Origin of the sequence: Mediterraneibacter hominis (assembly GCF_014287475.1) — a bacterium.
Classification (GTDB): Bacteria; Bacillota; Clostridia; order Lachnospirales; family Lachnospiraceae; genus Mediterraneibacter; species Mediterraneibacter hominis.
On the sequence record NZ_JACOPF010000003.1, the window covers coordinates 20,395 to 46,313 of the forward strand.

A 25,919-nucleotide genomic window follows, 5' to 3' on the forward strand; every position below is an offset into this window, starting at 1 on the left:
TCATACCTGTTCCACTTGGCGAGGTATTCCACGAGCCTAGTGGACATGGTATAATAATAACGGCAGTGTGCAGACGCTATGTTTAGAGAAGTAGGAGCAGACAATATGCAGATACGGTTTGAAATACCAGCTTCATTTTGGGGCTTATTTCGTTCAGTAAATAGAGAAATTTACATAGAATCATTATTATATATTAATGAAGAGTATCAGTACAGTAATTATTTTCTTACGAAAGAAATTTGTGTACAGATATTGAGCGATATGAACGCAAAAAAACAGATTCAGCTTATGCGGGAAGAGGATGAGACAGAGACAGACTTGCTGGAGACAACTGCGTCCAGAATTTTAAAATGGCTGTTGAAAAGCGGATGGCTTAAGAAAATTGATGATTACAATACAATGACTACAAACATCGTTATACCAGATTATGCTGCGATATTTATTGAAGCATTTGAAAGACTTTCATCAGAAGAAATGGAAGAGACAGAGGTTTATATTCAAAATGTCTATGCAACATTGTTTTCTTTTCAAAATAATCCAAGGGTAAATCTGAATATGCTTCGTACGGCTCTTATAAATACGAGAAAATTAAATAAAGCCTTACAGGACATGCTTCATAATATGGACAAGTTTTTTGAAAGGCTTCTGAACAAAGAAACCTATGGTGAACTACTGCAGGAGCATCTGAACGGATATGTGGAGGAAATAGTAAAAAAGAAATATCATATACTAAAAACTTCAGATAATTTCTATATATACAAAATGGATATTAAAAAATGTCTGCGGGACATGAGAGAAGATGAACAGTGGATTGAGAGTATTCGAAAGAAAGCGCAGAATACAGGAGATACAAAGGAGGATGTACTGGAGCTTTTGGATTTGATAGAAAGGGGCTTTGATGATATAGAACATCGTATTTCAAATATGGATAAGGAACATTCCAAATATGTGAGAGCTACCGTTACAAGATTGAACTATCTTTTAAGCGGAGAGACTGACACGAAAGGACTAGTGGTGAAATTGTTAAATCAAATTGCGCAGAAGAAAGACAAAGAGGAGATTCTAAAGAGGGTATCTCAAAAGATGAATTTGTCATTTTTTGAGATTTTGTCAGGCAAGTCATTGTATAAGCGCAGGAAAAGCAGAGCAGATTTTATCAGTCAGATGGAAGTGGAGGAGGAAACTGCGGACTTGGCAAAGGAAGATGTATTGAAATTAAACCGGATACAGACCAGATATAGTGTGGCAGAAATTGAAAATTTTATCGAGGCGCATATGGAAGATGGGATAATGGATATACAGAATGTGGAGAATATGGACGAAGAGACATTCGAAAAGTTAATTCTTGCATACGATTACAGTACAAAGAAAAACAGCAAATATCGGGTTTTAGAAGAAGAGGAACTTGAAATGATAGAAAATGGAAGGTACCGTTATCCAGATTTGAAGTTTATACCGAGAAAAAGCTGAGGAGGTATTTATGATTGCGTATTATGAAGAACTGGATGATGAAGAACGGGATCGTCTGCGAAACGTAATACAGGTGTTATACCGGCAGACGTTTCTTCTGGAAAGAAAGTTCGATAAAAGAACTGGCAGAATGGCAGTGTCAGGAGAATACAGAACAGGCAGCAGGCACTTTGAATTTCTAAAGGAATATTTTGCAGTTGCAGGAATCACTCTGCAAGAAAATATGCATATGGGACTGATCTATATACAAGGCGAAACTTTATGGGGAGAAAAGCTGCCGCGTTTAGCAACGATATACCTGCTTGTGCTAAAGCTTCTTTATGACGAACAGATGGCGGCAGTTTCGTCCAGCAGCCATGTTGTAGTCACAATGGGAATGGTAAATGGAAAAGCAGGAGAGTTTCATGTTCTTTCTTCACTTCCGTCGCCGACAGAGATGAGAAAGACAATCGCATTGTTGAAAAAGTATCAGATCATTGAACCGATGGACGTATTAGAAGAGCTGGACGAAAATACAAGATTTATTATTTATCCAAGTATTCATGCAGTACTTTTGGGAGACGACATCAGGGAACTGCTGGGAACATTCAGTGAGGAGGAATATGGTGGAGAAGAAGCAATCATTCAAAGCACTCTCGAAGATATGCCTGAATAATTGGCATTATATAGATCGGAAAATACTTTCGTTTCATAAAGAAATTAATTTTTTTACAGGCCATTCAGGAAGTGGAAAGTCTACTGTGATCGATGCCTTGCAGATTGTGCTGTATGCGAATACAGATGGAAGAGGATTTTTTAATAAAGCGGCGGCAGATGATTCAGATCGCTCTTTGATTGAATATCTGCGAGGTATGGTGAATATTGGGGAGAATAATGAATCACAGTATCTTAGAAATAAAAATTTTTCCAGCACGATTGTCCTGGAATTTACGGAAACGGGGTCAGGGGAAAAACAGTGTGTCGGCGTTGTGTTTGATGTAGAAACAGCGACAAATGAAGTGGGAAGGTTGTTTTTCTGGCACGCGGGAGGGCTTTTGGAAAATCAGTACCGCGCGGATAAAAGATGCCTGACGACGGTGGAAATTCGGGAGTATTTACAGAGAAACTTTGCGCAGGAAGAGTTTTACTGCGGCCCCAGCAATGAGAGATTTAGAAGGCAGCTTTACAATATTTATCTGGGCGGTCTTGACATGGAGAAGTTCCCGCGGTTATTCCGGCGTGCGATTCCGTTTAAAATGAACATCAAGCTGGAAGACTTTGTGAAAGAATATATCTGCATGGAACAGGACATTCATATTGAAGATTTGCAGGAAAGTGTCATGCAGTATGGAAGAATGAGGGGTAAAATCGAAGAGACTATGGAGGAAGTCCGCTGGCTTAGAGAGATTGCGCAGGAATATGAGGCGTATGCCAAGGCCAGTGAAGAGGAAGCCTTTTGTTCGTACCAGATAGACAGACTGGAGATTTTGCAGATGAAGGCAAAATTACAGGAATTTGCGGATCGAAGTACAGAGATTGAAAAGGAACTGAAAGCACAGGAAGAGGAAGGTAAAAAGCTAGAAGAAGAACAAATAGAGCTGCAAAGAGAATATGAAAAAGTGATTTTTCATATTGCAGAGAGTGGGTATACTGCACTTGAGACAGAACTAAAAAATGTAAATGAGACATTGGAACGTCTGGAAAACAGCAGGGTAAAATGGCAGAGGACGACAGCAGGACTAAAAGCCTGGCGAGAAGTGGATGCGGTTCCAAATCAGACATTATGGGATATAGAGCGTTTTGCGAATCAGAGAATTACAGAAGGAGAATTAAAAAGACTGAAAGAAAGCCTTGCTAAAATACGGGAGGAGATGGAAGAGGAACGCCGAGATACGGATACTCGGTTAAGAGCAGTGAAAAAAGAGGAGAAGGCGGCACGGGAGGAATTAAAGGAACTAAAACAGGGAAAGAAAGCATATCCAAATGAAGTGGAAGAAGCCAGATATGAATTGCGAATCCGCCTGAGTAAGAAATATGGAAAAACAGTGCCGGTGCAGATTCTCGCGGATCTTTTGGATATACGAGATGAAAAATGGCACAATGCTGTAGAGGGGTACTTGGGAAATAATAAACTGCTGTTAGTTGTGGCTCCGGAGTATGCGAAAGCAGCGCTTGAGATTTACAGGGGAATGGATAAGAAAAGATTTTGCCGGGCGGCAGTTTTGGACACCGAGAAGCTGACAGAAGGGCAGTATACGGCAAAAGAAGGTTCACTTGCGCAGGAGGTTCTTGCCAAAGAGGACTATGTGCGCGCGTATATTCACTTTTTCTTGGGAAATGTTATGAAATGTGAGAATATGGATCAGCTTAGAGAATGTCGGATTGGAATTACGTCAGACTGTATGCTGTATCACAGTTTCCGTCTACAGCATATAAATCCTGAAAATTATACAAGGCGCGCCTATATCGGAGAGACAAGCATGCGTATGCGTATCAGACAGCTGGAAGAAAAATGTCAGGCATTGCAGGAAGAAAGAATCCCCTTACAGGAGACAATAGAAGGGATTAAGAGAGCGCTTGAGTTAGAGGCATTGGAGCGTTCTGTTGAGGAGTATATGGAATGGAAGTCTGATGCCGCGGCGATTGCAGAAAAGGAGAGAAGGAAAGAGGAACTCAAGACAAGAATCGCCATGCTCCAGGAGGAATCCATTGCGCTTTGGGAAGAACAAAAACAGAATTTAATGAAAGCCCAGGAGGAGAAGAAGGAGCAGATAAAAGAGCTGCAAAAAGCGGTATGGAGAAACCAGGCAACAGGAGAACAACTGAAGAAAAATTATTTTGAGACAAATGAAAAATTGACATGGAAAGAAAAAGATTTCTTAAGCAATGAACAATACGAAGAAAGATTTCTTGCATTTTTGAATAGACGCCGTTCCGGGAATTATGAATATCTGAAGAATGAACAATTAAAAGTGAAAGCTGAAATAGAACAAAAGAAAGAAAAAAATTATCAAGACTTAATCGAAATGAGAGGTCGTTATATTCAAAAATATCCGAACCGTTCTCTGTCTACTACCATTGAAAACAACCTCCCTTACGAAGAACTGCTTCAGTCTCTTTCTTGTGAAGATTTAGAGAAGTATAAAGAGGCGGCAAAAGAACAGGCAGCATTTGCAGTGGAACATTTTAAAGAGGATTTTATTTATAAGATACGCAGTGCAATACGGGAGGCATACCAGCAGAAGGATGAATTAAACCGGATCATCAGCAGGCTGGATTTCGGAAAAGATAAATACCAGTTTGTGATTTCGAAAAATAAAGGGCCGGACGGAAAGTACTACAGAATGTTTATGGATGAAGCACTTGATATTAAGCCATCTCAGTTAAGCGACCATTTTGAAAATCAGATGGATTTATTCACAATGGAGCATGAGGAAGAATATGGAGATATGATGAATGAGCTGATCCAAATATTTATTCCGCCAGATAACGCTACGAGGGAGGAATTAGAAGAGGCGAAAAGAAACATGGACAAATATGCGGATTACCGTACCTACCTGTCTTTTGACATGCAGCAGATCGTTCGTGGTGAAAAAGAGATGCGTATTGGATTGAGCCGCATGATAAAAAAGAATTCAGGAGGAGAGGGGCAGAATCCCTTATATATTGCCCTGCTTGCAAGCTTTGCGCAGATATATAAGATCAATCTGCCGGCAAAAATGAAGAGACCGTCTACTCTTCGTCTGGTTGTTCTTGATGAAGCGTTTTCCAAAATGGACGCAGAGAAAGTGGCAAGCTGTATTTCTCTGATTCGCGGGCTGGGCTTTCAGGCTATTATTAGTGCAACTAATGATAAAATACAGAACTACATAGAAAATGTGGATAAGACTTTTGTGTATGCGAATCCCAATAAACGGCATATTTCCATACAGGAGTTTGAAAGACAAGAGTTCGGGCAGCTTGCAGGAGAAGAATAGGTATGGCGGAGGATGAAAAAAGAAACTGTCTCCCTGACTGGAGTGGGGACAGAGAAGTACAGTATCTCATTGAGAAAATAATTGCACAGGCAGAAAACAGTAAAAACCAATGGAGAAAAGGAAGTACAGGCAGAAAGAGTCTGGATAATAAAAAGGGGCAGCTTTTTAGCAGGGAGCATCTACAGTCGGAGGTATCAAGGGCCGCTGAAATACTCGAGGAAGCAGGAATAATACAAATTAACTGGAGCAGAGGATACAGAGGGCTGGAATTTGATTCTCTCTCTTACCGGCTGGAGGATATGCCGTATTTTTATGAATTGTACCAAAAGACTGTCGATTCGGATTTTCAGCCGCGGTGGTACTGGACACAGAAGTATAGAGCTTTAGTGGAGGAGGAATTGGCACAGATAGAGAGGCCATGGATTCGTGCTTATTATGAAAATCTTCTTAGCCAGGCAGAGAGCCGTAATATACGGGAAAGATATGAAAAGACGGCAGCATACAAGGAGTGTTTCCGAGGATTGGATAAGCAAGAAGAGCCTATTTATAAGCGGTTGTTCAGTAAGAAATTTCTTAGGGATGCAAAGTGGTTTGAAAAGGAATGCCAGGGCTATGTGGTAAAGCAGGCACGAAAGTATTGTGGAAGAATAGACGCAGACCTGGAAGAAGCAGAGATGAGCGATACGGAGATTTTATCCCAGATTTTTATAGAGGAGTATGCACAGGAGCTTTCCGTAAAGGGCCCCTTGTGTCTGGAAATGAAGGTTCCTGATGGAACAGGTTGGAAATACATCCAGACAGGTGACTGGTTCTACGGGGCTACGCTCAACAGCGAGATGCTTAAAAATGCCCGTATATCCAAAGACCAGCCGGGACTAAAGAGAATCATTACTATAGAAAATAAGGCAAACTTTGTATCAGCGCCCTATCAGGAGGATACGCTCTATGTGTTCAGTCACGGGTATTTTACTCCGAAAGAAAAAGAATTTTTGCAAAAGCTGTATTGTGTGCTGAAAGGACAGAATATCTGTTATCTGCACAGTGGAGATTTAGACTATGGAGGGGTAAAGATTTTTCATTATATAAAAACAAAAATCTTTCCAGAACTTATGCCTCTATATATGGATGTAGAGACGTTTGAGGCTTACGCAGCATATGCGGAACCAATTGAAGAACAAAAGCTGGAGAAATTGAAAAAGCTCGAAGAGCTACTCTTACAGCCGGTAATTGACAAGATGACAGAGACGGGATTGGGAATTGAGCAGGAGAGCTTTTTGTTGAAAGGAGAAGGAAATTTATGAAACTTATGATTGCATCAGACATACACGGCTCTGCACAATACTGTGGTGAAATGCTGGAGGCATATAAAAGGGAGAAAGCGGATAGATTGCTGCTGCTGGGAGATATTCTTTATCATGGCCCGCGCAATGATCTTCCGGAGGGATATGCCCCCAAGGAAGTAATCGCAATGCTAAATCCTATGTGCCGAGAGATACTGTGTGTACGGGGAAACTGCGATACAGAGGTAGACCAGATGGTGTTGGGATTTCCGATTATGGCGGAGTATGCATTTTTAGAACTGGATGGTATCTGTCTGTTTGCTACGCATGGACATGTATTTAATCCAGAGAAGCTGCCTATGTTAAAGACTGGCGATATTTTACTAAATGGGCATACGCATGTTCCGGCATGTAAAGAGATAGACGGGACAGGGAACTGGTATATGAACCCGGGGTCGGTTTCGATTCCAAAGGCGGATTCTGCGCATAGCTACATGGTATATGAGAATGGAATATTTAGTTGGAAAAATTTAGAGGGAGAGGAATATAAAATATGGAAGATCGATACGCACTGTTGATTGACTCGGATAACGTGTCAGCAAAGTATATCAAACCAATATTGGATGAATTATCAAAATACGGCAATGTAACATACAAAAGAATCTATGGCGACTGGACAAAGACAAACAATGCTGGATGGAAGGGGGAGCTTTTGCAGAATTCTATCACGCCGATTCAGCAGTTTAGTTACACCTATGGGAAGAATGCGACGGATTCTGCTATGATTATTGATGCGATGGACATGCTGTACACGAGTGAATTGGAGGGCTTCTGTCTTGTGTCAAGCGACAGTGATTTTACAAAATTAGCAAGCCGGCTTAGAGAAAGCGGCAAAACAGTAATTGGAATGGGAGAAGTAAAAACACCCCAGCCTTTCCGAAAGGCATGTGATATTTTTACGGAGCTGGAGCTGCTTTTGGAGGACAATACATTAGAGAAGGAAGAACGTACCAGTGTTCACACAGTTTCAGGAAAAGATGTGGAGAAAGCAAGCGAGGAAACAGCAGTTTCTAAAAATCAAATTGAAGAAGCTGTTGTTAAAATCATTACAGAGAACCAGAATGACAATAAGGAGACGGGGCTGGGCGAAGTAGGAAGCAGATTGGTAAAGCTGTACCCAGACTTTGATGTAAGACGTTATGGGTACAGCCTGTTGTCTAAATTTTTAGAGACATTTCCGAAGCTAAAGCTCATACAGGACGGAACAAAGGTGTCTGTAACACTGTATGAGGATAAAAGCAAAAAAGAAATGCTGGAGGAGTATATTCTGCAACTGATTCAAGATGCCGGCAGGCAGGGGGTGCCATTGGGAACACTGGGGAATAAGATCCGGAACCGGTTCGGAGATTTTAAAGTGCGGGACTATGGATTCTCACAGTTTAAACAGTACATTGAAAGTTTCTCAGATGTGAGGGTAGAAGAAGACGGAGAGAAGAATACAGCGGTATATTGTGGAAAAAGATAGCAGAGGTTCTTCATTACGGTTGTAAATTTATATTCTGAGAAGGAGTAAGACAAGATAAGAAATATAGAGTGCAAGATTGTGTATCGACATGATTTCGATACCTGACTTATGATGGAAGTATCAGTGAGAATCCAGGAGGAAAAAGCATGAGCACATTATATATTTCAGATTTAGACGGCACATTATTTAATAAAGAGAAAAAGATTTCAGAGAAATCCACACAACTTTTGAATCAGTGTATTGCGTCGGGAATGAAATTTTCAGTTGCTACTGCAAGGATGCCCTATGGATGTGACTACCGATTAGAAGGGATTAAGCTGGAAATATCAGGAATTTTGACAAACGGAGTATTTCTGTACGATTTTCAAAACAAAAAATATATATCTGTAGAATCTATAAATCAAGAGAGCGCCGAAAAGGTCATTAGGTTAATGGAGGAAAAAGGACTGTCTTGCTTTGTGTATATGTATTGCAAGGATGGTATTCATATTTATTATGGCAGGCGGGAACTGGAAAAGCAGACACAGTATTATAGTGAACGGGCTTTGAAAGAATGTGCAGAGGTATCTTTTCAGAAGGATATGGAGGATGTATCGTATAGAGGAGAAGTATTTTATATTACGTATTCAGGACAAAAAGAAGTACTAGAGCCAATCTGTGATATGCTGGAAGGAATTGCTGGAATTAACTATTCCTTTTACTTAAATATTTATAATGGACTGTACTGCCTGGAAATTTACAGTAACAAGGCGAGCAAGCAGGCAGCACTGTTAAAGCTGAAAAAGTATGTAGAATGTGATGAAATAGTTGTATTTGGGGATAACTGGAATGATGTGCCGATGATTGAGATTGCGGACAGAAGTTACGCTCCGGAAAACGCACTGGAAGAAATTAAAGACATGGTAACAGGGGTGATACCTTCTTGTAATGAAGATGGAGTCGCCAGGTTTTTGAGTGAAGAATATAAAAGATAAAAATAGAAATAAGAAAGTGTAAGCTGTGGTTTTTAACTACAGTTTGCACTTTTTTTCGCGCAAAATAAGCAATATACAGTACAGAAAAAGAAATGGATTTTTCATAATGGTGATTTATACTTATATTTATTAATATATGTTTGATTAAATACAAATATATTGTAGTAGGAGGTAAGAAAATGGTAAGAGAGATGGATATAAAGTATAGAATCTATATTTATGACAAGAATAGGAAACCGGCGATGTATGCAGATTCGGGTGATATAATTATTTTTCATGCACAAGATTTTGTAGAAAACAGACTGACAGACGAAGGCATACTGAAAAGTAGTATTATTAAAGCCGGGTTTATATGCCAGCCGTGCAACGGAGATGTATATATTAATAATGCAGAACCTGGTGATACATTGAAGGTTACAATAGAAAAAATAGAAATTACAGCAGAAAAAGGAACGATTGCTCTTTTTCCGCCGGATTTTGAGGTATATGGAAAATATCTGGATAGGGAAGAAACAATAAAGGTTCCGATAAAAGATGGAAAAGCGATATTTTTTGGAGGCAGGCTAGAACTTCCGGTACAACCAATGATAGGGGCAATTGCAGTCTGTCCGGCAGATGAAATAGAAGATACAGTAACCCCGGGCACATACGGTGGAAATATGGACTGTAAATATATTACAGAGGGAACTTCTCTGTATCTTCCTGTTGCAGTTCCTGGTGCCTTGTTGAATATGGGAGATGCGCATGCAATGCAGGGAGACGGAGAAATATTTTCAGCTTTAGAGGTGCCCTCTTGTATTACAGCAAAAGTAGAATTGATAAAAAATAGGCAGGAAAAGTGGCCGATACTAGAAACGGAGGACAAATGGTATGTGATTGCCTCGGCAGAAAGCATGGATGAAGCGACCAAAGAAGCTATGGAAACTGCATATCATTTTCTTGTTAAACGGGGTGGAGGATATGGAAAAAAGGAATGGATTATATTGCTTGGCATGGTAGGCGACATAGAAGTGTGCAATGTAGTAGATCCGCGTGTTTCGATAAGATTGGGAATTCCAAAGAAGATTGCAGAAAAGATTATATTTTGAAAATGATGACTGAAAAGGAGAAGTCCCCGGAAAACGTTTGCTTTACGGGGACTTTTTCGGGTAGTATTATAATGTTTCTAGAAATTTAACTACATGGATTAGATTATCGCGGAAAGAACCGTTTTTAACAAAGTTTTTGGTAAAGAGTGCGCTACCCATTGTAAATGCCCAGGGATTCATTTCTTTTACCAGTTTGATCCTGTCTTCAGAACCAATACTGCCGGCAAGAATAACAGGATTTTTAGCATTTTTTATGTATTCAGCAGATAAGACATTAGGATCACCAGCCACATAACGATAACCGAGCAAGTCTGTCCCAAATACACCTTTCTCAGCAAACAGGGCTTCCTGTGCAAGCATTTCTTCCAGGGTCCCCTCCAGAATACTAGGACTTTGAGAAACTTTTCCTGCAAACGGGCAGTATTTTAAATTATGCTGTTGAATATATTTTGCTACTTTGTCGTAGTAGAGTGTTCCAAGAAGGTAATCAAATCCACATTCTACAGCAATTTCAGCTCCTCTCATACATTCTTCTTCTGTGTAGGATACAACTTCGAGGAAAGAAGTCTTTCCAGACGCTCTCATTTTCTCACATAGAGCTTTCATTTTGTTGCGTTCCATCCCCACATCTTTAAATCCCCAAAATTGGATAGGGAGATCTTTATTTTCTTCAAAAAATTCAATTGCATTTGGAACGGTCTTATCGTTATGTGTCAGCATAATAATTATTTTATCTAACATGCTCATTTTATTTACCTACCTTTTCTAAATTTATTGTTTATGTATAGGAATACAGTGGTCAAATCGCATCTGCCATTTTCTTTATATCCTTGCACGGACCATTCCAAGCGGCCATCAGAATATCCATCTGATCTAAGATACAGAAATGTCTGACTCCCATTGCTTTGTAATACTCGGCCTCTTCTAAGGAAGCAATTTCTACACGCGGCTGTACTCCGTAAGCAAGCGCTGTCTTAATCATTTTCTCGTGTGCGTCTTTTATATCTTCCTTGTGTTCTGCACAATTCCAGCCTCTGCTCATACAGTAGTCAGAAGGCCCGAACTGAACCATGTCTACACCCGGGATAGAGCAGATTGCCTCTATATTATCTACAGCTTCTTTTTTCTCGATCATGAATGCTTTAACAAGGCTTCTGTTCATAGCAGCATAGTCCATCTGTTTTAACTCTGGATGGTATTTAATCCACCGCGCATTTGGATAGCCAAATTTCCCCCCATCTTCTGGCGTTTTTGGCGACACCATCTGAATGGTTTCTTTTACCTGTTCCGGTGTTTCGTGGTCAGTAAATAAGATGGCTTGAAAACCAACTGCTGCTGCTTTTTGAGCAATATACCCTCTATTTTGAAAATCAACTTTAATCATAGAGCCTGTATTATATAATTCACAGGTTCTTACAAAATTTTCAAGGTCATGCAGGGAAAAAGGCGCATACTCTGCAAGGAATTCAAAATAATCAAAACTTCCCGTCGATGCGGCAGCTTCTACAATAGTAGGCCATGTGCTCCAGATTCGAGTGTTAACAGTGGTGCCATTGTTGTTTAAGATTTCTCTTATTTTGTTTAGCTTCATTTCATTGTCTCCTTTACATTTGATTTATCAGAAATATTTCTTGCTTTCATATTATTTATTTTTAAATATTTCGTCGATTATCAATCTTGCAATTACTATTTCTTATCTTGCTCTTTCAAGTTTTGATATAAAAATAGCTTTAGAACTGAGAGAAAATTATGGAAATATTATCAAATATTACCTGCAAAATTATATTGTTGTGTATAGAATGTAAGTGTAAAAATTAAAGAAGAGATAAAAAGAAAGAGGAGGATGAGAAATTTGACTATATAAATATGGCAAAATAGGAAATGTGTTGTGCAAGATATATAATCGGAATTGAAAAAAAGATGATATATTATAAAAACACAAAAAATTAGTCCGGATAAAAGTTTAAAAAGAAAAAGGAGGAGATAAAATGGCGAAATATGTAGTACAGCCATACACCAAGGCAAGTTATGATTTGAAGTATTTTAAGGAGTTTTCAACAGAGAGGATGAAAGCCATTGCGCTCATGGCAGAGGTAGGACTGCCGCTATATAAAATTCATCACTCCATTGTTATTGGGGATGTTGCGCTATTGATTGCGGATGGTGTGGAAAAAGAGCTGGGAATCAAAGTAGATAGATACGTGTGCGAAATGGGAGCTCTGCTACATGATGTAGGAATCAGCCAGATTCAGAAAGATGATATGCCGGAACATGCTTTTATTGGCTCACAAATAGCAAGAGATGCGGGGTATAGCGAGGAAGTTGCAAGATGTATAGAATTACATGATTTTGCAGGACTTACAAAAGAATATGTAGAAGGAGCGAATCTTCCGTGTGTGATAGACAAAGAAGATAAACTGCCAGAGACATGGGAAGAAAAAATAGTGGCGTATGCGGATATGATTGTTTCTCTTGAAGGCGAATGGTTTATGGATGTGTGGAATGATGATACTTGTGCATGTAGAGCATATTACGATCTGCTTTCTGTTGTATTTAAGACAAGAACAGGAAGAGTTTTAACGAAAGATCATCCGCAGTTTAAGCATGAAATAGAATTCAACAAAGAAATGCGTAAATTTATACCGCGGGAAGTTTATGAGACAATCAGACCGAGAATCAATAGAATGAGAGATACTATCAGGCTGAGTGGAGAGACACTGCCATTCCCGTCTTTGGATTCGTGGGAAGAATAAGATTAGATGACTAAATAGGAGGCAGGAACAATGAGTCTGAAAGAGAGTGTTCAAAAAAAAGAAATGAAGGTGGATAAAATATCCGCCGTAATTACAGCACTGCCGTTTGTAATATTGATTATAAGTATTATATATATTACTTCACAAAATCCATATTTTCTTACATTAAGTAATATATCCAGTATTTTGCTTCAGACCTCCTCACTTGCGATTATGTCTATTGGAATGACATTTGTTTTAATTGGAGGAGGAATTGACCTATCCATTCCCCCGGTAATGGCGACAGCAGCAATACTAGGAGTTATGTATATGGGGCAAGGTGGAAATTCTTTTGTAGCCCTCCTACTTATGATAGGGATAGGACTTTTTTGTGGATTAATCAATGGATTTGCAATTGCATATCTGAATATGATTCCTTTTGTAGTAACTTTTTCCATGCAAATGATGACATTTGGCTTTTGTATGTGGATTACAAATTCGTCTGGCGTTACAGGGATGCATGCATCTTTTCAACGAACCGTGTTGTTTGATATCGGAGGATTTCCACTTCCCATTTTCCTTATGATTCTTTTGATGATTATTGCCCAGATGTTCCTGAAAAAGTCTTATATGGGACGCTGGCTATATCTGTCAGGTACAAATATTAAAATGGCAGAGGTTTCAGGAATTCCGGCAAAAAGAACAATTTTTGCTACATATTTAATTTCTGGAACGATGGCAGGGCTTGCAGGGGTAATATTGAGTGCGAGAATGAATTCAGCATCAGCAACGTTCGGTGAGGACACTATTGTAATGGATATTGTAGGCGCAGCAGTTGTAGGAGGAGCTAGCACAAACGGCGGTGTAGGAACTGCTTATGGTGCTGTGTTCGGGGCAGTTTTTATTACAATTATTAGTAACTTTACTAATATGCTCCATCTTTCGTACAATACAAATTTAGTAATTAAAGGAGTTTTAATTATTATATTTGTAGCACTTGATATGGTAAAACAAGGCAGGAGGGAAGCAAAATGAATGAAGCAATTTTACAAATGCGTCAAATTACAAAAAGTTTCTCTGCAAATAAAGTACTAAGAGGAATCGACTTGGAGGCATACAAAGGAGAAGTACTCGCTTTAATAGGTGCAAATGGTGCCGGAAAAAGCACTATGATGAATATTTTATGTGGTATATACCAGGAAGATGGTGGAGAGATATTGATAGACGGCAAGCCTGTCAAATTTAAACATCCGACAGAAGCAATTGAACGGGGAATTGCTTTTGTACAACAGGAGATGGCACTAATGCCAACAATGTCTATCGTAGATAATCTGTATCTGAATAATTTTCAAACAAAAGGCGGCCTGATAGACTATAAAAAGAGTAAAAGGAAATGCGTAGAAGTGTTGAAAAAGCTGGGGTGCAACTATTCACCTGATACATTGGTAGGAAGCCTTGGTGCTGGAGATCGACAGTTGGTACAGATTTCGCGCGCTTTGCTGAGCAATCCTCAGATTATTATTTTTGATGAAGCAACCTCCTCTCTTACCTTGCCTGAGAAGGAAAGACTGTTTAAGGTGATTGAACAACTGCGCAGAGAAAACGTAGCGATCATTTATATTACACATATGATGGATGAAATTTTTACAATCTGCCAAAGGGTAATGGTACTGCGCGGTGGTATAACAGCAGGAAAAGATTTAGTGTCAAATGTTACGCATGCTGATTTGGTACAGATGATGATTGGAGATAAAGTTAAAGAACTTACAGAAAAGAACAGTAAGTCTGCTGCGGTTTCAAAAGAAGCGCCAGTTGTGATGAAGGTTGAGCATTTAACAAGAAAGGGGGTTGTCGATGACATTAGTTTTGAAATACATGAAGGTGAGGTAGTTGGGCTATGGGGACTGATGGGCGCTGGAAGAACAGAAACTGTAAGGTGCATTACTGGATTAGATCCGATAGATGAGGGGACGATATATATACCTGACAGGGATGCACAATTAAAACAAGTCTCACCTAAAAAAATGATTGGCAATGTGGCGATTGTTACGGAGGATAGACGCGTAGATGGACTAGCCTTAGAGATGTCTGTGAAAGATAACATGACATCTGCAAATTTAAAAAATCTTACTGGAAGAATTCCGGGATTTATAGACAAGAAAAAGGAATTGGATGTCTGTGAAACATATATTAGGCGTCTGGAGACAAAGGTAGCGAATCTGAATCAGCCGATTAGCACCCTAAGTGGAGGAAACCAGCAGAAAGTGATTTTAGGAAGATGGCTTCAGAAGAAACTGAAAATTTTTATTCTAGATGAGCCTACGCGGGGACTGGATATTGGAGCGAAGGCAGATGTAATGAAAGTAATTCGAGAACTTTCAGAGAAGGGAACGGCAGTTCTGGTTATTATGTCTGATATTGATGAATTAATGAGTGTAAGCCAGAGGTATCTGGTGATGCATAATGGAAGACTTGTTCAGGAACTTCCGGGAGGGGCGACACAAACAGAATTGATGGCAGCAGCACTGCAGTGAGGAGGGGAAATATGAAAAAAGAGAAGAGAAAATTCCACTTAAAAGAATTTTTGATGAAGTATAGTTTTGTAATTATTATCATTCTCGTATTTGTATATTTTTCTCTTGTGACAGATAATTTTTGTACAGCGGGAAATATCATTTCTATGTTACATACGGCAGCGCCTAACTTTATTTTTGCAGCGGGAGCAGCGATGATTATAGTGACAGGAAAAGTAGATCTGTCAATCGGTTCTGTTATGTACTTAGCGACAGCAGTTTTTACTGTACTGATCGAAAATATGAAAATAAATATAGTATCTGCATTGTTAGGAGCTTTAGTAGCAGGCTTAGCGGTCGGGATCGTAAATGGATTGTTGGTAGTCCTATTGAAAGTGACTCCAATGATAGCGACAATGGGAACAATGATAGCAGTAAGAGGTATTGCTCGGACTGTATCAGGAGGAATGCCCCTTTCACTGCCAGAAAATATCCGCGGATTGGGAACTTATAAAATCGGACCTATTTTTTTAGATATTATCATTGCTTTCATTGTTCTAATACTGATGTATATTCTTCACAGTCGTACAAAATTTGGTAGATTAATAACAGCAATTGGAAATGATGAGAAAATAGCTGTAAAATTAGGAATCAACGTACCCAAAATAATTGTGTTAGATTTTATGTTGTCTGCACTGTTGGCAACAATCAGTGGACTGTTACTTTCTTTTCAGGTAGGAGGCGTGACGTTGGCATTTGGACAGGGGAAGGAATTCACGGCGATTGCTATCTGTGTGATTGGTGGGTTTAGTATGTTTGGAGGTACTGGACATGTGCTTAAAGGTCTGCCGATAGGCGTAATGACGCTGACAATTATCGAAGCCGGATTGAATTTTATGGGGGTATCACCTTATGCCTATCAGCTGGTGCAAGGAGGGATTATCTTTATAGCGATGTATGCTCAGTCTTATCAATCGCTCGTACAGATAAAGAAAAAGAAGAATGAAGAGATAGCTGAAACATAGGAATAACAAGAATAGATTTAAGAAAAAGGAGGAGAAGAAGTATGAAAAAAAGATTAAAAAGTATTGTAGGTATTATGATGTGTATGCTGTTGTTATTAACGGTAACGGCATGTGGAAATAAGGAAAAAGAAAAGGAAGGCAGTAATGGAATCCCCATAGTAAGAGTTGGTGTATCATGGCATGAAAAACAGAGTACTAATGTGACTGTATGGAGTGATTATATGAAACAATTTGGCGAAGAAAAAGGTCCTGAATACGGGGTAGAGTTTGAATGGATCGAAGTAGTGGGGGATGGAACACCTGTACAAGAGACGTCCAATATTCAAGATTTGATTAATCAGCAGGTAGATGTCATGGTAATTTGGTGCAATAATGCGGAAACGATAGGAGAATCTATTAAAAAAGCACAAGATGCAGGTATTAAAGTGGTTACACTAGATCACCAGGATTCAGGGAAATTGGCAGATGCACATGTAGGACAGGAGACTCTTGAACAGTCTGTAATAGCAGCAGAAGCTTTGGCGGATATATTGGAGGAGGATGGCGTGAAAGATGCAAAAGCAATTGAATTATTTGGAAGTACCGGGGATCCCAACTCTGTAAACCGTTCAGGAGGATGGGCGCAAGTTGAGGAAGAACGAGGGATGTGGGAAACTGTGACGACAGTTCCGACAGAGTGGAAAACAGAGAATTTTAAAAGTGGATTGAGCAATGCACTGGCGGCAAATCCAGATGCAGAGGTACTTTTTCTCGCAAGTGATTTTGCATTCTCAGCAGTACAAGCTGCCTTGGAAGAAGCAGGGCGTTGGGAAAAACGTGGAGAAGCAGGGCATATGTATATCTGCACACAAGATATTAACCCAGAAGCATATCCGGCATTTGTGGATGGATATATTGATGCAGGGGTACCATTTGACAATATAGCACATGCTGAAAAGGTGGTTGAAGTAGTGGCAGATCTATATCTTGGAAATACAGTGGAGAAGGAAAACTGGATTGTTACTCCGGCAGTTACATCAGACAATATTGAGACAGAACCGTCTGTCTGGGCAAGAGATTATCTAAAAGCAGAGTAAACGCATAGAACATATAAGAAAACCAGAGGCGTCTTTTAAACCGGAAAACGGCTTAGGAGACGCTTTTTGTCTGAGACAGGGAGAAATGACAAGATAAGAAAAGGAGAGTGCAAGATTGATAATCGACGAAAACTATAGAAATTCATTATGATATAGCTAGGAAATATTTCCGAGAAAATTAGTATAAGGAGACAAGCGAGATGAAGATAGTTGTATTAGATGGATATACACTGAACCCGGGTGACCTAAGCTGGGATGCCCTTGAACGGTTTGGAGAGCTAATAGTATATGATCGAACTTCTCTGACAGATGTGGATGAGATCATCAGTAGAATTGGTAATGCGGAAATAGTATTTACCAACAAAACCCCAATGCCAGCAGAAGTATTCGAAAAATGTTTAGGGTTAAAATATGTCGGAGTGCTTGCTACCGGATATAATGTGGTTGATATACAGGCGGCAAAAGAAAAGGGGATAACAGTAACAAATATTCCTACTTATGGAACTGATGCAGTAGGTCAGTTTGCTATAGCATTGCTTTTAGAAATCTGCCATCATATCGGGCATCACGATAGGGCGGTACATACTGGACGCTGGGAAAAAAATCTGGACTGGTGCTTTTGGGATTATCCGTTGATTGAACTGGCAGGCAAGACAATAGGGATTATTGGATTTGGAAGGATAGGGCAGGCAACAGGCAGAATCGCGAAGGCATTGGGAATGACTGTAATTGTTAATGATGAACATCCTAATGACAGCGGAAAAAAAATTGGAGAATATGTAACACGAGAAGAAGTATTTCAGAGAGCAGATGTAATTTCCTTACATTGTCCTTTATTCCCTTCGACGGAAGGAATTATCTGTAAAGAAAATATTGAAAAGATGAAGGATGGGGTCATTATTATCAATAATTCAAGAGGACAACTTGTAGTGGAACAGGATTTAGCTGATGCTTTAAACACTGGAAAAGTATATGCGGCGGGCTTGGATGTAGTTTCAACAGAGCCTATTCGTGGCGATAACCCTCTGTTAAAAGCAAAAAACTGTTTTTTGACACCACATATTTCCTGGGCGCCGAAGGAATCTAGAAAGCGGCTTATGAATATAGCAGTAAATAATTTAGATGCATTTTTACATGATAATGCAGTAAATGTGGTCAATGAATAGGGGGATTACAATGAAAGTTTTAATGGGACTGGATTTAGGAACAACAGCGATGAAAGTCGCACTCTTTGATGAGAAGGGGAAGATTCTGGCGATTTCAACTCAGGAATATGACTTGTTGACTCCTGAGACAAACTATGTAGAGGAAGAGGCAGAAGTGTATTGGAATGCATTTAAGTCAGGTTTAAAGGAATTAAAGAAGCAGTATGAGCTGACAGCAGATACGCAGATTGCAATGGCTATGTCTGCTCAGGGAGAAACACTTTTTGTACTGGACAAAGAGGGGAATCCCTTAAGAAATGCAATTGTGTGGATGGATAATCGGGCAGTGGAGGAGGCAAGGGAGCTTCAGGAGGTCTTCGGAAATGAAACCTGCTATAAAAAGACTGGACAGATTAGTTTTGAGGCTTGTTGGCCTGCTTCAAAGATTCTTTGGATTAAAAAGCATGAGCCAGAAGTATTTAAGAAAGCAGATAAATTTCTTCTGATAGAAGATTATTTTATATATAAGCTGACAGGGAAATATGCAACAGAACCCTCATTAGTATGCTCTTCCACTTACTGGGATATTATTAACAGGACATATTGGGAAGAGATGCTTCACTATCTCGGAATCCGTGAAGAGCAGTTATCACCGGTCGTCGAATCGGGAACAGTGATTGGGGAAATTTTACCGGAAGTTGCAGAAGAACTAGGAGTAGGAACGGAGGTAATGGTTTGTACGGGTGCTTTGGATCAGGCATCAGGAGCGATTGGAGCAGGAAATATAAAGGAGGGAATGTTTTCGGAGACAATTGGAGCAGCACTGGCAGTATGTGTACCTGTAAATGCGCCAATATTCGATCCAGTAGGAAAGATGCCGTTGTTTTGTTTTCCACTCAAAGGGATGTATATGATACATACATTTACAAATGGAGGAATGACTCTTCGATGGTTCCGCGATAAGTTCTGTGACTTGGAAATGCTGATGGAAAAAAAGGGATGTGGGGACGCGTATGACATGATCAGTAAGCAGGTTGAAAAAATACCAGCAGGTAGTGATGGATTAATTATGCTTCCGCATCTGGCGGGTTCTCTTGCTCCAGACGTTAATGCAAAAGCAAAGGGAGTATGGTTTGGATTTACGCTTCAGCATACAAGAGCACATTTTATGAGAGCGATTATGGAATCTCTAGGGTATATATTGAAGAGAAATATAGATTCTCTGCGGGATATGGGGATAGAGGTAAGAGAAGTTAGAGCTTTGGGAGGTGGTTCAAAAAGCAGGATATGGTCTCAGATTAAAGCAGACATCAATCAGGTGACATTAGAGACAGTAAAATCAAAAGAAGCGGCATCGCTTGGGGCGGCAATTCTTGCGGGGGCGGCGACGGGAAGCTTTGAGAGTGTGGAAAGTGCTGTGGAAAATATGGTGGAAATAAAAGAAAGAATTATACCTTCAAAAGAAAATGTAAAAGAATATGAAGAAGGATATAAAATGTACAAAAAGTTGTTTGCAGAGTTGGCAAATTGTTTTGACAAAACAAAATAATATAATAAAAACCAGTGGAAAGTAGGTGGATTTATGAAAGTAATCAAAAAGAATGAAGCGATTATTTCTTTGGACGGACCGGAGGTATGCAGGGAATATTTAGCGACGGGAAAGGTTACATTTGGCTCTTCGACTCTTCTTCCAGGACAAACAGGGGGAATTGATCCGGGACATCCCCAGTCACATGAAGTTTTCTATGTAAGCAGAGGACATGTTATTATGCACAACACGGAAACTTCAAAGTTTTATGAACTGACAGAGGGAGATATTATTCTGGTAGAAGAAGGGGAACCGCATGAATTGACGAATATCGGAATGGAACCGGCGGTAATTACATGGAGTTGTGCTCCAAGTGATATTAAGGAATAGGAGGAAAAGGAGATGAATCAGCCTAAAATTGGATTAGTAGGTGTAACATGTGAATACGAAAGTGGAGGGCAGCGCGCAGAAGAATTGCTGAAAGACATCGGCAATGCACTTTGCAGAAAAAATGTGGAAGTTGTGCATGCAGATAAAGTTGCGTGGAATTCAGCAGATGCAGTGGAAATCTGTAGTCAGTTTAAAAAGGAAAATCTGGATGCACTAGTAATTGTAGAAGTGACATGGATTATGGATTCCATGCAGTATATATTTATCAATGAATTAAATCTTCCCACTGTTTTCTGGGCAGTACCGTATACAGAAACATTTTCTATCGGCTGTGTGCAGCATTTTGGCGCTATTTTAAAAGCGCAGGGAATAGAATATGAATATGTGTATGGGCTTCCAGATAACGTGGAAGCAGTTGAAAAGGTAAAAGTAGTTGCGGAGGCAGGGCAGATTATCAAAGCAGTAAAAGGTATGAGGCTGGCATTAGTGGGGCCAAGACAGACATGGAGAGTTGCGGGTCCACAGGATATGAGCAATGAGGAATGGGAATTTTCCAGGAAACTAGGGGTTACCTTAATTCATATAGAGATGACAGAAGTGCTGTCTCTAGCTGAAAAATTCAGTGATAAAGAGGCAGAGGCTGCATTGAAATGCCTATCAAAGCGAACTGGAATTATAAAGGCAGACGATACAGCTATGAAATATATGGCGAAGGTTTATATGGCAACAAAAGAGATTGCTGGAAAGTATTCGTTGGACGCTATGGCGGCAGAGTGCTATCCTATGTTCAGTGGAGTAATGAATCTTACATCTTCATGGCTTGCTGATGAGGGCTTTATTGTTGATACAGAAGGGGATATCGGGCATACGGTGGTTATGTACATGTTAAACAGGGCGGCAAAAGGCGGAGCTTGCGCTCTTGGAGAAGTGGGAAGTATAGATGATGAAAAGAACATCCTAGCATTGGCACATGAAGGAAGTACAGCACATTCTTTGGCAGAAAGTATCGATAAGGTGCAGATTTCCCAGAGTGGTGAAAAGGGAACATTCGTAGGAGTACCTGTAAAGCCTATGGATATAGTGACTATCTCCAGTATTGTAGGTTCTAAAGGATACTATAAGCTCTTAGTAGAAAATGCAGATGTTGTACAGGCAACTCGTGAGGAATGGGTAAAAGGCGGTGAAAAGTTGCTTATAAAACTGCATGTGGCGGATAAGGCAAGTACAGCTGTTGAAAAACTGATGGAAAAGGGGATGGATCATCATCTGATAGTAAAAGAGGGCGATTATGTACAGCTAATGATGACAATCTGTAAATTTTTAGGGATGGAAATTGTAAGGGTATTTTCATAAACAATGGAGGTGCGAAGATGAAAAATTATAAGGTAATGGAGAAACAGTTAAAGATATTTACACAGAAGGTTTTTTCGAAAGCAGGGCTTACAGAAAAACAGGCACAGTCCGTTGCAGAGCTTCTTGTACATGCGGATGTGAGAGGGGTAAGTAGTCATGGAGTACTGCGTACCAAATCGTATATTGACAAGATTAGAGGCGGCGGAGCATCGGTTAAAAGTGAATATCCGATTGTATCAGAGACAGCTAATACAGCGGTTATCGATGCGCAGGGTGGTTTAGGCGCTGTTGCTGGAGAAAAAGCAGTAAAGATTGCTCGTGAAAAAGCAAAGACAAATCTCATTTCCATTGTGTCTGTAAAAAACAGTAATCATTTTGGTATGGCAGGACACTGGGCAATGAAACTTGCTGGCGAAGAATACATCGGTTTTGCGTGTTCCAATACGGATCCTTCTATGGCGCCTCCGGGAGTGACTGTTCCATTTATAGGTAACAATCCGTTTTCTTTCGCATTTGCGGCAGGCGGGAAATATCCAGAAGTTTGTGTGGATATGGCTACAAGTGCAGCAGCATTTGGGAAAGCAAAAGCATACGCAATGGCAGGAAAGCAGATTCCGGAGGGCTGGCTTCTGGATAAAGAGGGAAAACCAACGACAGATCTTGAGAAATACGGTATGCTTGTTCCGATGGCAGAACATAAAGGTTTTGGTATTGCGTTTATTGTTGAGCTGTTTGCAACATTACTTTCCGGTGGTGTATTATCACCAGATGTAAATGACCAAGACTTGCCAGATACGCCAGAATTGTCCAGTCAGAGTTTTGGATGTGTCAATATCAGCGCTTTTCGTGATTTACAGAAATTCCATACAGATGCGGAAAAATATATTGACGCGCTCAAGGCACTTCCGGTAGGGGAAGAAATAGACAGCGCAAAATATCCTGGAGAAATTGAATATACAAATAAACAAAAGAATTTAAAAGAAGGAATCCTTCTACCAGAGACATTGACAGCACAGTTAAAAGAAACAGGAAAAGAACTTGGTTTGGCGGCAGAGGATATGGAATTTTTAGAATTGATAGAGGCTTAAGGAGAAGAAGATAAGGACAGAAGACAGGGCTTTTGTCCTTATTTCAGCATAATTTATATGTGGGTGTCACAGTTTGAATATTTTTGGAAATGGACAGAATTATTCAGAGACAGATTCATTGGAAGTTTGATAACGCTTTCGATATTCAAGAGGACTGATTCCCATATATTTAGAGAATGTTTTATAGAAGTAGCTGTAATTATTAAAGCCTACATTTTCAGCAATTTTATTGATAGAAAGGGTGCCCTTTAAGTAATGGGTTGCCTTTTCAATCCTTTTTTCTACAATATAATTGGTCAAAGTGTATTTGGTTACCTTTTTAAAAATACGGCAGATATAGTATGCACTGTAATTGACCTCATAAGCAAGTCTGTCCAGAGACAGATTTTCACTTAAATGGGTATTGATAAAATCTACCAGTTCCGCTATCATTGCGACGTGGCGGGAATCGGTATTATCAAAATGTATACCATCGTAACAATCGCTGAAAAGATAGGAAGCAAGCTGGTGAAGCAGAGCCTTTTCATAGATATCTTGACCATGCGCTGGTTTTTTTTGATCGAATTGTTGAAGAAGCGTAAGATACTTGTCAAAACATTTGCCGTTCACATGAAAGATGGGATAATGACTGTTTTCTTTAGTGAAAATATCAAGCAAGTTGGAATAAGGTGTATTAAAGGACAATAGCAGACTTGGGTCAATACTCATGCTAAAACGTTCGTAGTAGGCATTTTTGTTGTAGACAAGGGTATGTGGGTCAAACATATTGATAAGCGCAATATCTCCACGGCGAATGAGGTATTCTCTGTCATTGATTCTAAAAATACCTGCATTACCTAAGTACAAAACAATTTCATAGAAATCGTGATAATGAAGATGATAAGGAAGTTCATTTTGTGGGGTGCGTAGCAAACATTCATAGTCTCCTTTGTAGAGAAACGAGTGAGAAAGAAATTTAGCATCCATATACCATACGCCTCCTTTTGTTTATATGAGGTATTTTAATTTAGTTTATCTGCCCAAAGACACTCTGTCAATAAAATAGCAAGATAAGAAATATATATGGCAAGATAAGAAAAGAGAAGGTAAGAAGTAGAGATTAAGAGAACATAGGGAAAGGGGAGAGATATAATTATGAATCTACAAGAACAAAAGGAAAGAATTTTATCCGGAGAGATGTATAACGATCTTACGCCGGAACTGATCAATGCAAGAAAAGAAACCGTATTTTTGACGAATCAGTACAATCAGTCTTATGGGGAGGCGCCGGAGGTCAGGGAGGCGATTTTAAAAAAGCTGCTAGGCTCTGTAGGGAAAAATCCGTTTTTTGAGCCGAACTTCAGATGTGAATTTGGTTTTCATATTTATCTGGGGGATAATTTTTATGCAAATTTTGATTGTGTTATGCTAGATGGAGGAGGCATTTATATCGGAGATGATGTTTTGTTTGGACCACGGGTAGGAATTTATACTTGCCGACATGCCTACTGGCACGAAGAACGGGCAAAGGGGGCTTGTTTTGGGAAACCGGTTAAAATTGGAAACAGAGTATGGATTGGCGCAGGAGTACATATCGACCAGGGCGTAACGATCGGGGACAATACGATTATTGGAGCGGGAAGCGTGATTACAAGAGATATTCCAGCTAATGTGGTGGCGGCAGGAGTGCCATGTAAGGTCATACGTACTATAACAGAAGCGGAAAAAACAGACTACATGCAGATTTTAGAGAAAGAGTATTAAAAGAAATATAAAAAAATGATAGCCTTTCCCAAAAGAGAACCAGGGAAAGGCTGTTAAACAATATATAAAAGAACAATACTTTGCGCAATTTGCATATATTAAGAATCTGCAATCACAACTTCCACCCCTGCCTCTTTTATTTTCTCCAATTCTGTCATGTCACTGTCCGCATCTGTTATCAGACAGGAAACATCGGATAAATTCCCAAAAAAGAAGCTATGCTGGATTCCCACTTTTCTATGATCGGCTACAATAATGACAGGGCCGTCACAGTGTTGAATCATGGCCTGGTTTATGGCGGGGTCCTGGACTGCCATCGAAGTAAGCCCGCCTTTTGCGCTGATACCACTTACACCGAGAATACATTTTGTAGAAGAGATTTTTTGAATTGCCTCAACAGCAAGGTTGCCTGTTGTGTACATTTTCGCATTTCCCATTTTTGTATTTCCGATTACCTCACCTCCTATAAGTACAAGTTCAGTACTGGAATCTCTGTCTGTGAATAAACTTCTTCCATTATTGGTAATAATTGTAACAGCTTTATTTTTGATGTACGGGATAATTCTAAGTACAGTGGAACTGCTGTTGAAAAAGACGGTATCGCCGTCCTCAATCAGAGATGCAGCATACTGGGCAATTATGTCTTTTTCCTCGGAGCAGGCAGAGGCGCCTGTTTCGTTGTCAAATTTAGGATGGCTTCTGTTTATATCCAATATACAAACATTGTTTTTACAGCGGATGGCTTCTCCATAATTGGCAAGAAGATGAATATCCCTGCGGATTGTCGTATCAGAAACATGGAAAATCCCTGCGAGTTCTGATACTTTTATGTAGTTATTTTTGCGTAAATAATGAATGATTTTACTATGACGTGAAATGATTTCCTCTTTACTGGTTTTCATATTTTACCCCTTTTATATGCAAAAAGTATATTTGTTTATGAATATGCTAATATAAAACAGGTATTTTGTAAATAAAATATGCGTGATAAAAGTGGAGAAAATGAAAAAGTATCAGAATAAACAAATATAAA

23 protein-coding genes are annotated in these 25,919 nt (G+C 39.6%); 19 read left to right on the forward strand and 4 right to left on the reverse strand.

Annotated elements, in window-relative coordinates; all coding sequences use genetic code 11:
• The first annotated feature begins 105 nt into the window (after window positions 1-105).
• From H8S37_RS13110 to H8S37_RS13145, 8 genes are all read left to right on the forward strand, one after another.
• Window positions 106-1,470, forward strand: coding sequence for a Wadjet anti-phage system protein JetA family protein (locus H8S37_RS13110; protein WP_186876778.1), 1,365 nt, complete (start codon window positions 106-108; stop codon window positions 1,468-1,470).
• Window positions 1,471-1,480: 10 nt separating this feature from the next.
• Window positions 1,481-2,125 (forward strand): DUF4194 domain-containing protein, encoded by a 645-nt coding sequence (locus H8S37_RS13115; protein ID WP_186876518.1) that lies wholly within the window; start codon window positions 1,481-1,483, stop codon window positions 2,123-2,125.
• Window positions 2,076-5,426, forward strand: coding sequence for an ATP-binding protein (locus H8S37_RS13120; protein WP_408631378.1), 3,351 nt, complete (start codon window positions 2,076-2,078; stop codon window positions 5,424-5,426). The genes H8S37_RS13115 and H8S37_RS13120 overlap by 50 nt, the downstream gene beginning before the upstream one ends.
• 2 nt (window positions 5,427-5,428) lie before the next feature.
• Window positions 5,429-6,727 carry a Wadjet anti-phage system protein JetD domain-containing protein gene (locus H8S37_RS13125; protein ID WP_186876520.1) on the forward strand — a complete coding sequence of 433 codons (1,299 nt, stop codon included), beginning with the start codon at window positions 5,429-5,431 and terminating at the stop codon, window positions 6,725-6,727.
• The gene (gene yfcE, locus H8S37_RS13130; protein WP_186876521.1) at window positions 6,724-7,284 is read left to right on the forward strand and encodes a phosphodiesterase; all 561 of its coding nucleotides are present in this window, start codon (window positions 6,724-6,726) and stop codon (window positions 7,282-7,284) included. Before H8S37_RS13125 ends, yfcE begins: the two co-directional genes overlap by 4 nt.
• The gene (locus tag H8S37_RS13135; RefSeq protein WP_186876522.1) at window positions 7,260-8,231 is read left to right on the forward strand and encodes an NYN domain-containing protein; all 972 of its coding nucleotides are present in this window, start codon (window positions 7,260-7,262) and stop codon (window positions 8,229-8,231) included. The genes yfcE and H8S37_RS13135 overlap by 25 nt, the downstream gene beginning before the upstream one ends.
• A 146-nt stretch (window positions 8,232-8,377) precedes the next feature.
• On the forward strand, window positions 8,378-9,205 hold the full coding sequence (locus H8S37_RS13140) for an HAD-IIB family hydrolase (protein ID WP_186876523.1): 828 nt from the start codon (window positions 8,378-8,380) through the stop codon (window positions 9,203-9,205).
• A gap of 179 nt (window positions 9,206-9,384) precedes the next feature.
• A complete protein-coding gene (locus tag H8S37_RS13145; RefSeq protein WP_186876524.1) occupies window positions 9,385-10,293 on the forward strand; it encodes an acetamidase/formamidase family protein in 909 nt (302 codons plus the stop codon).
• Window positions 10,294-10,359: 66 nt separating this feature from the next.
• Here the strand turns inward: H8S37_RS13145 and H8S37_RS13150 are convergent, their stop codons facing one another.
• Together H8S37_RS13150 and H8S37_RS13155 are read right to left on the reverse strand one after the other, a co-directional pair.
• The gene (locus H8S37_RS13150; RefSeq protein WP_243207195.1) at window positions 10,360-11,040 is read right to left on the reverse strand and encodes a hypothetical protein; all 681 of its coding nucleotides are present in this window, start codon (window positions 11,038-11,040) and stop codon (window positions 10,360-10,362) included.
• A gap of 52 nt (window positions 11,041-11,092) precedes the next feature.
• Window positions 11,093-11,884 (reverse strand): HpcH/HpaI aldolase family protein, encoded by a 792-nt coding sequence (locus tag H8S37_RS13155; RefSeq protein ID WP_186876525.1) that lies wholly within the window; start codon window positions 11,882-11,884, stop codon window positions 11,093-11,095.
• 397 nt (window positions 11,885-12,281) lie between these two features.
• Here H8S37_RS13155 and H8S37_RS13160 point away from each other — a divergent pair, with 397 nt between their 5' ends.
• The 10 genes from H8S37_RS13160 to H8S37_RS13205 all read left to right on the forward strand — a co-directional run bounded on the left by H8S37_RS13160 (window position 12,282) and on the right by H8S37_RS13205 (window position 23,143).
• Window positions 12,282-13,046 (forward strand): HD domain-containing protein, encoded by a 765-nt coding sequence (locus H8S37_RS13160; protein WP_186876526.1) that lies wholly within the window; start codon window positions 12,282-12,284, stop codon window positions 13,044-13,046.
• Window positions 13,047-13,076: 30 nt separating this feature from the next.
• On the forward strand, window positions 13,077-14,060 hold the full coding sequence (locus H8S37_RS13165; protein ID WP_186876527.1) for an ABC transporter permease: 984 nt from the start codon (window positions 13,077-13,079) through the stop codon (window positions 14,058-14,060).
• Entirely contained in the window at window positions 14,057-15,559 is a 1,503-nt protein-coding gene (locus H8S37_RS13170) for a sugar ABC transporter ATP-binding protein (RefSeq protein WP_186876528.1), read from the forward strand. Before H8S37_RS13165 ends, H8S37_RS13170 begins: the two co-directional genes overlap by 4 nt.
• Before the next feature lie 11 nt (window positions 15,560-15,570).
• Complete coding sequence (locus H8S37_RS13175; RefSeq protein WP_186876529.1) at window positions 15,571-16,563, forward strand: ABC transporter permease; 993 nt, start codon at window positions 15,571-15,573, stop codon at window positions 16,561-16,563.
• Between the two features lie 41 nt (window positions 16,564-16,604).
• Window positions 16,605-17,639 carry a sugar ABC transporter substrate-binding protein gene (locus H8S37_RS13180; protein WP_186876530.1) on the forward strand — a complete coding sequence of 345 codons (1,035 nt, stop codon included), beginning with the start codon at window positions 16,605-16,607 and terminating at the stop codon, window positions 17,637-17,639.
• A gap of 200 nt (window positions 17,640-17,839) precedes the next feature.
• Window positions 17,840-18,805 (forward strand): D-2-hydroxyacid dehydrogenase, encoded by a 966-nt coding sequence (locus H8S37_RS13185; RefSeq protein ID WP_186876531.1) that lies wholly within the window; start codon window positions 17,840-17,842, stop codon window positions 18,803-18,805.
• Between the two features lie 10 nt (window positions 18,806-18,815).
• Window positions 18,816-20,333: a xylulokinase gene (locus H8S37_RS13190; RefSeq protein ID WP_186876532.1), complete on the forward strand. Its 1,518-nt coding sequence runs from the start codon at window positions 18,816-18,818 to the stop codon at window positions 20,331-20,333.
• Between the two features lie 33 nt (window positions 20,334-20,366).
• Window positions 20,367-20,702, forward strand: a complete 336-nt coding sequence (locus tag H8S37_RS13195) for a cupin domain-containing protein (RefSeq protein ID WP_186876533.1) — start codon at window positions 20,367-20,369, stop codon at window positions 20,700-20,702.
• A 12-nt stretch (window positions 20,703-20,714) separates the two neighbouring features.
• The gene (locus tag H8S37_RS13200) at window positions 20,715-22,055 is read left to right on the forward strand and encodes a hypothetical protein (RefSeq protein WP_186876534.1); all 1,341 of its coding nucleotides are present in this window, start codon (window positions 20,715-20,717) and stop codon (window positions 22,053-22,055) included.
• 17 nt (window positions 22,056-22,072) lie between these two features.
• Window positions 22,073-23,143, forward strand: a complete 1,071-nt coding sequence (locus H8S37_RS13205) for an Ldh family oxidoreductase (RefSeq protein ID WP_186876535.1) — start codon at window positions 22,073-22,075, stop codon at window positions 23,141-23,143.
• A gap of 99 nt (window positions 23,144-23,242) precedes the next feature.
• On the opposite strand, the gene H8S37_RS13210 is transcribed toward H8S37_RS13205, so the two are convergent.
• Complete coding sequence (locus tag H8S37_RS13210; protein WP_186876536.1) at window positions 23,243-24,109, reverse strand: helix-turn-helix domain-containing protein; 867 nt, start codon at window positions 24,107-24,109, stop codon at window positions 23,243-23,245.
• A 168-nt stretch (window positions 24,110-24,277) separates the two neighbouring features.
• On the opposite strand from H8S37_RS13210, the gene H8S37_RS13215 reads away from it, so the two are divergent.
• On the forward strand, window positions 24,278-24,886 hold the full coding sequence (locus tag H8S37_RS13215; protein WP_186876537.1) for a sugar O-acetyltransferase: 609 nt from the start codon (window positions 24,278-24,280) through the stop codon (window positions 24,884-24,886).
• Between the two features lie 98 nt (window positions 24,887-24,984).
• Here H8S37_RS13215 and H8S37_RS13220 read toward each other — a convergent pair whose 3' ends face one another.
• Entirely contained in the window at window positions 24,985-25,788 is an 804-nt protein-coding gene (locus H8S37_RS13220; RefSeq protein ID WP_186876538.1) for a DeoR/GlpR family DNA-binding transcription regulator, read from the reverse strand.
• Between the last annotated feature and the right edge of the window lie 131 nt (window positions 25,789-25,919).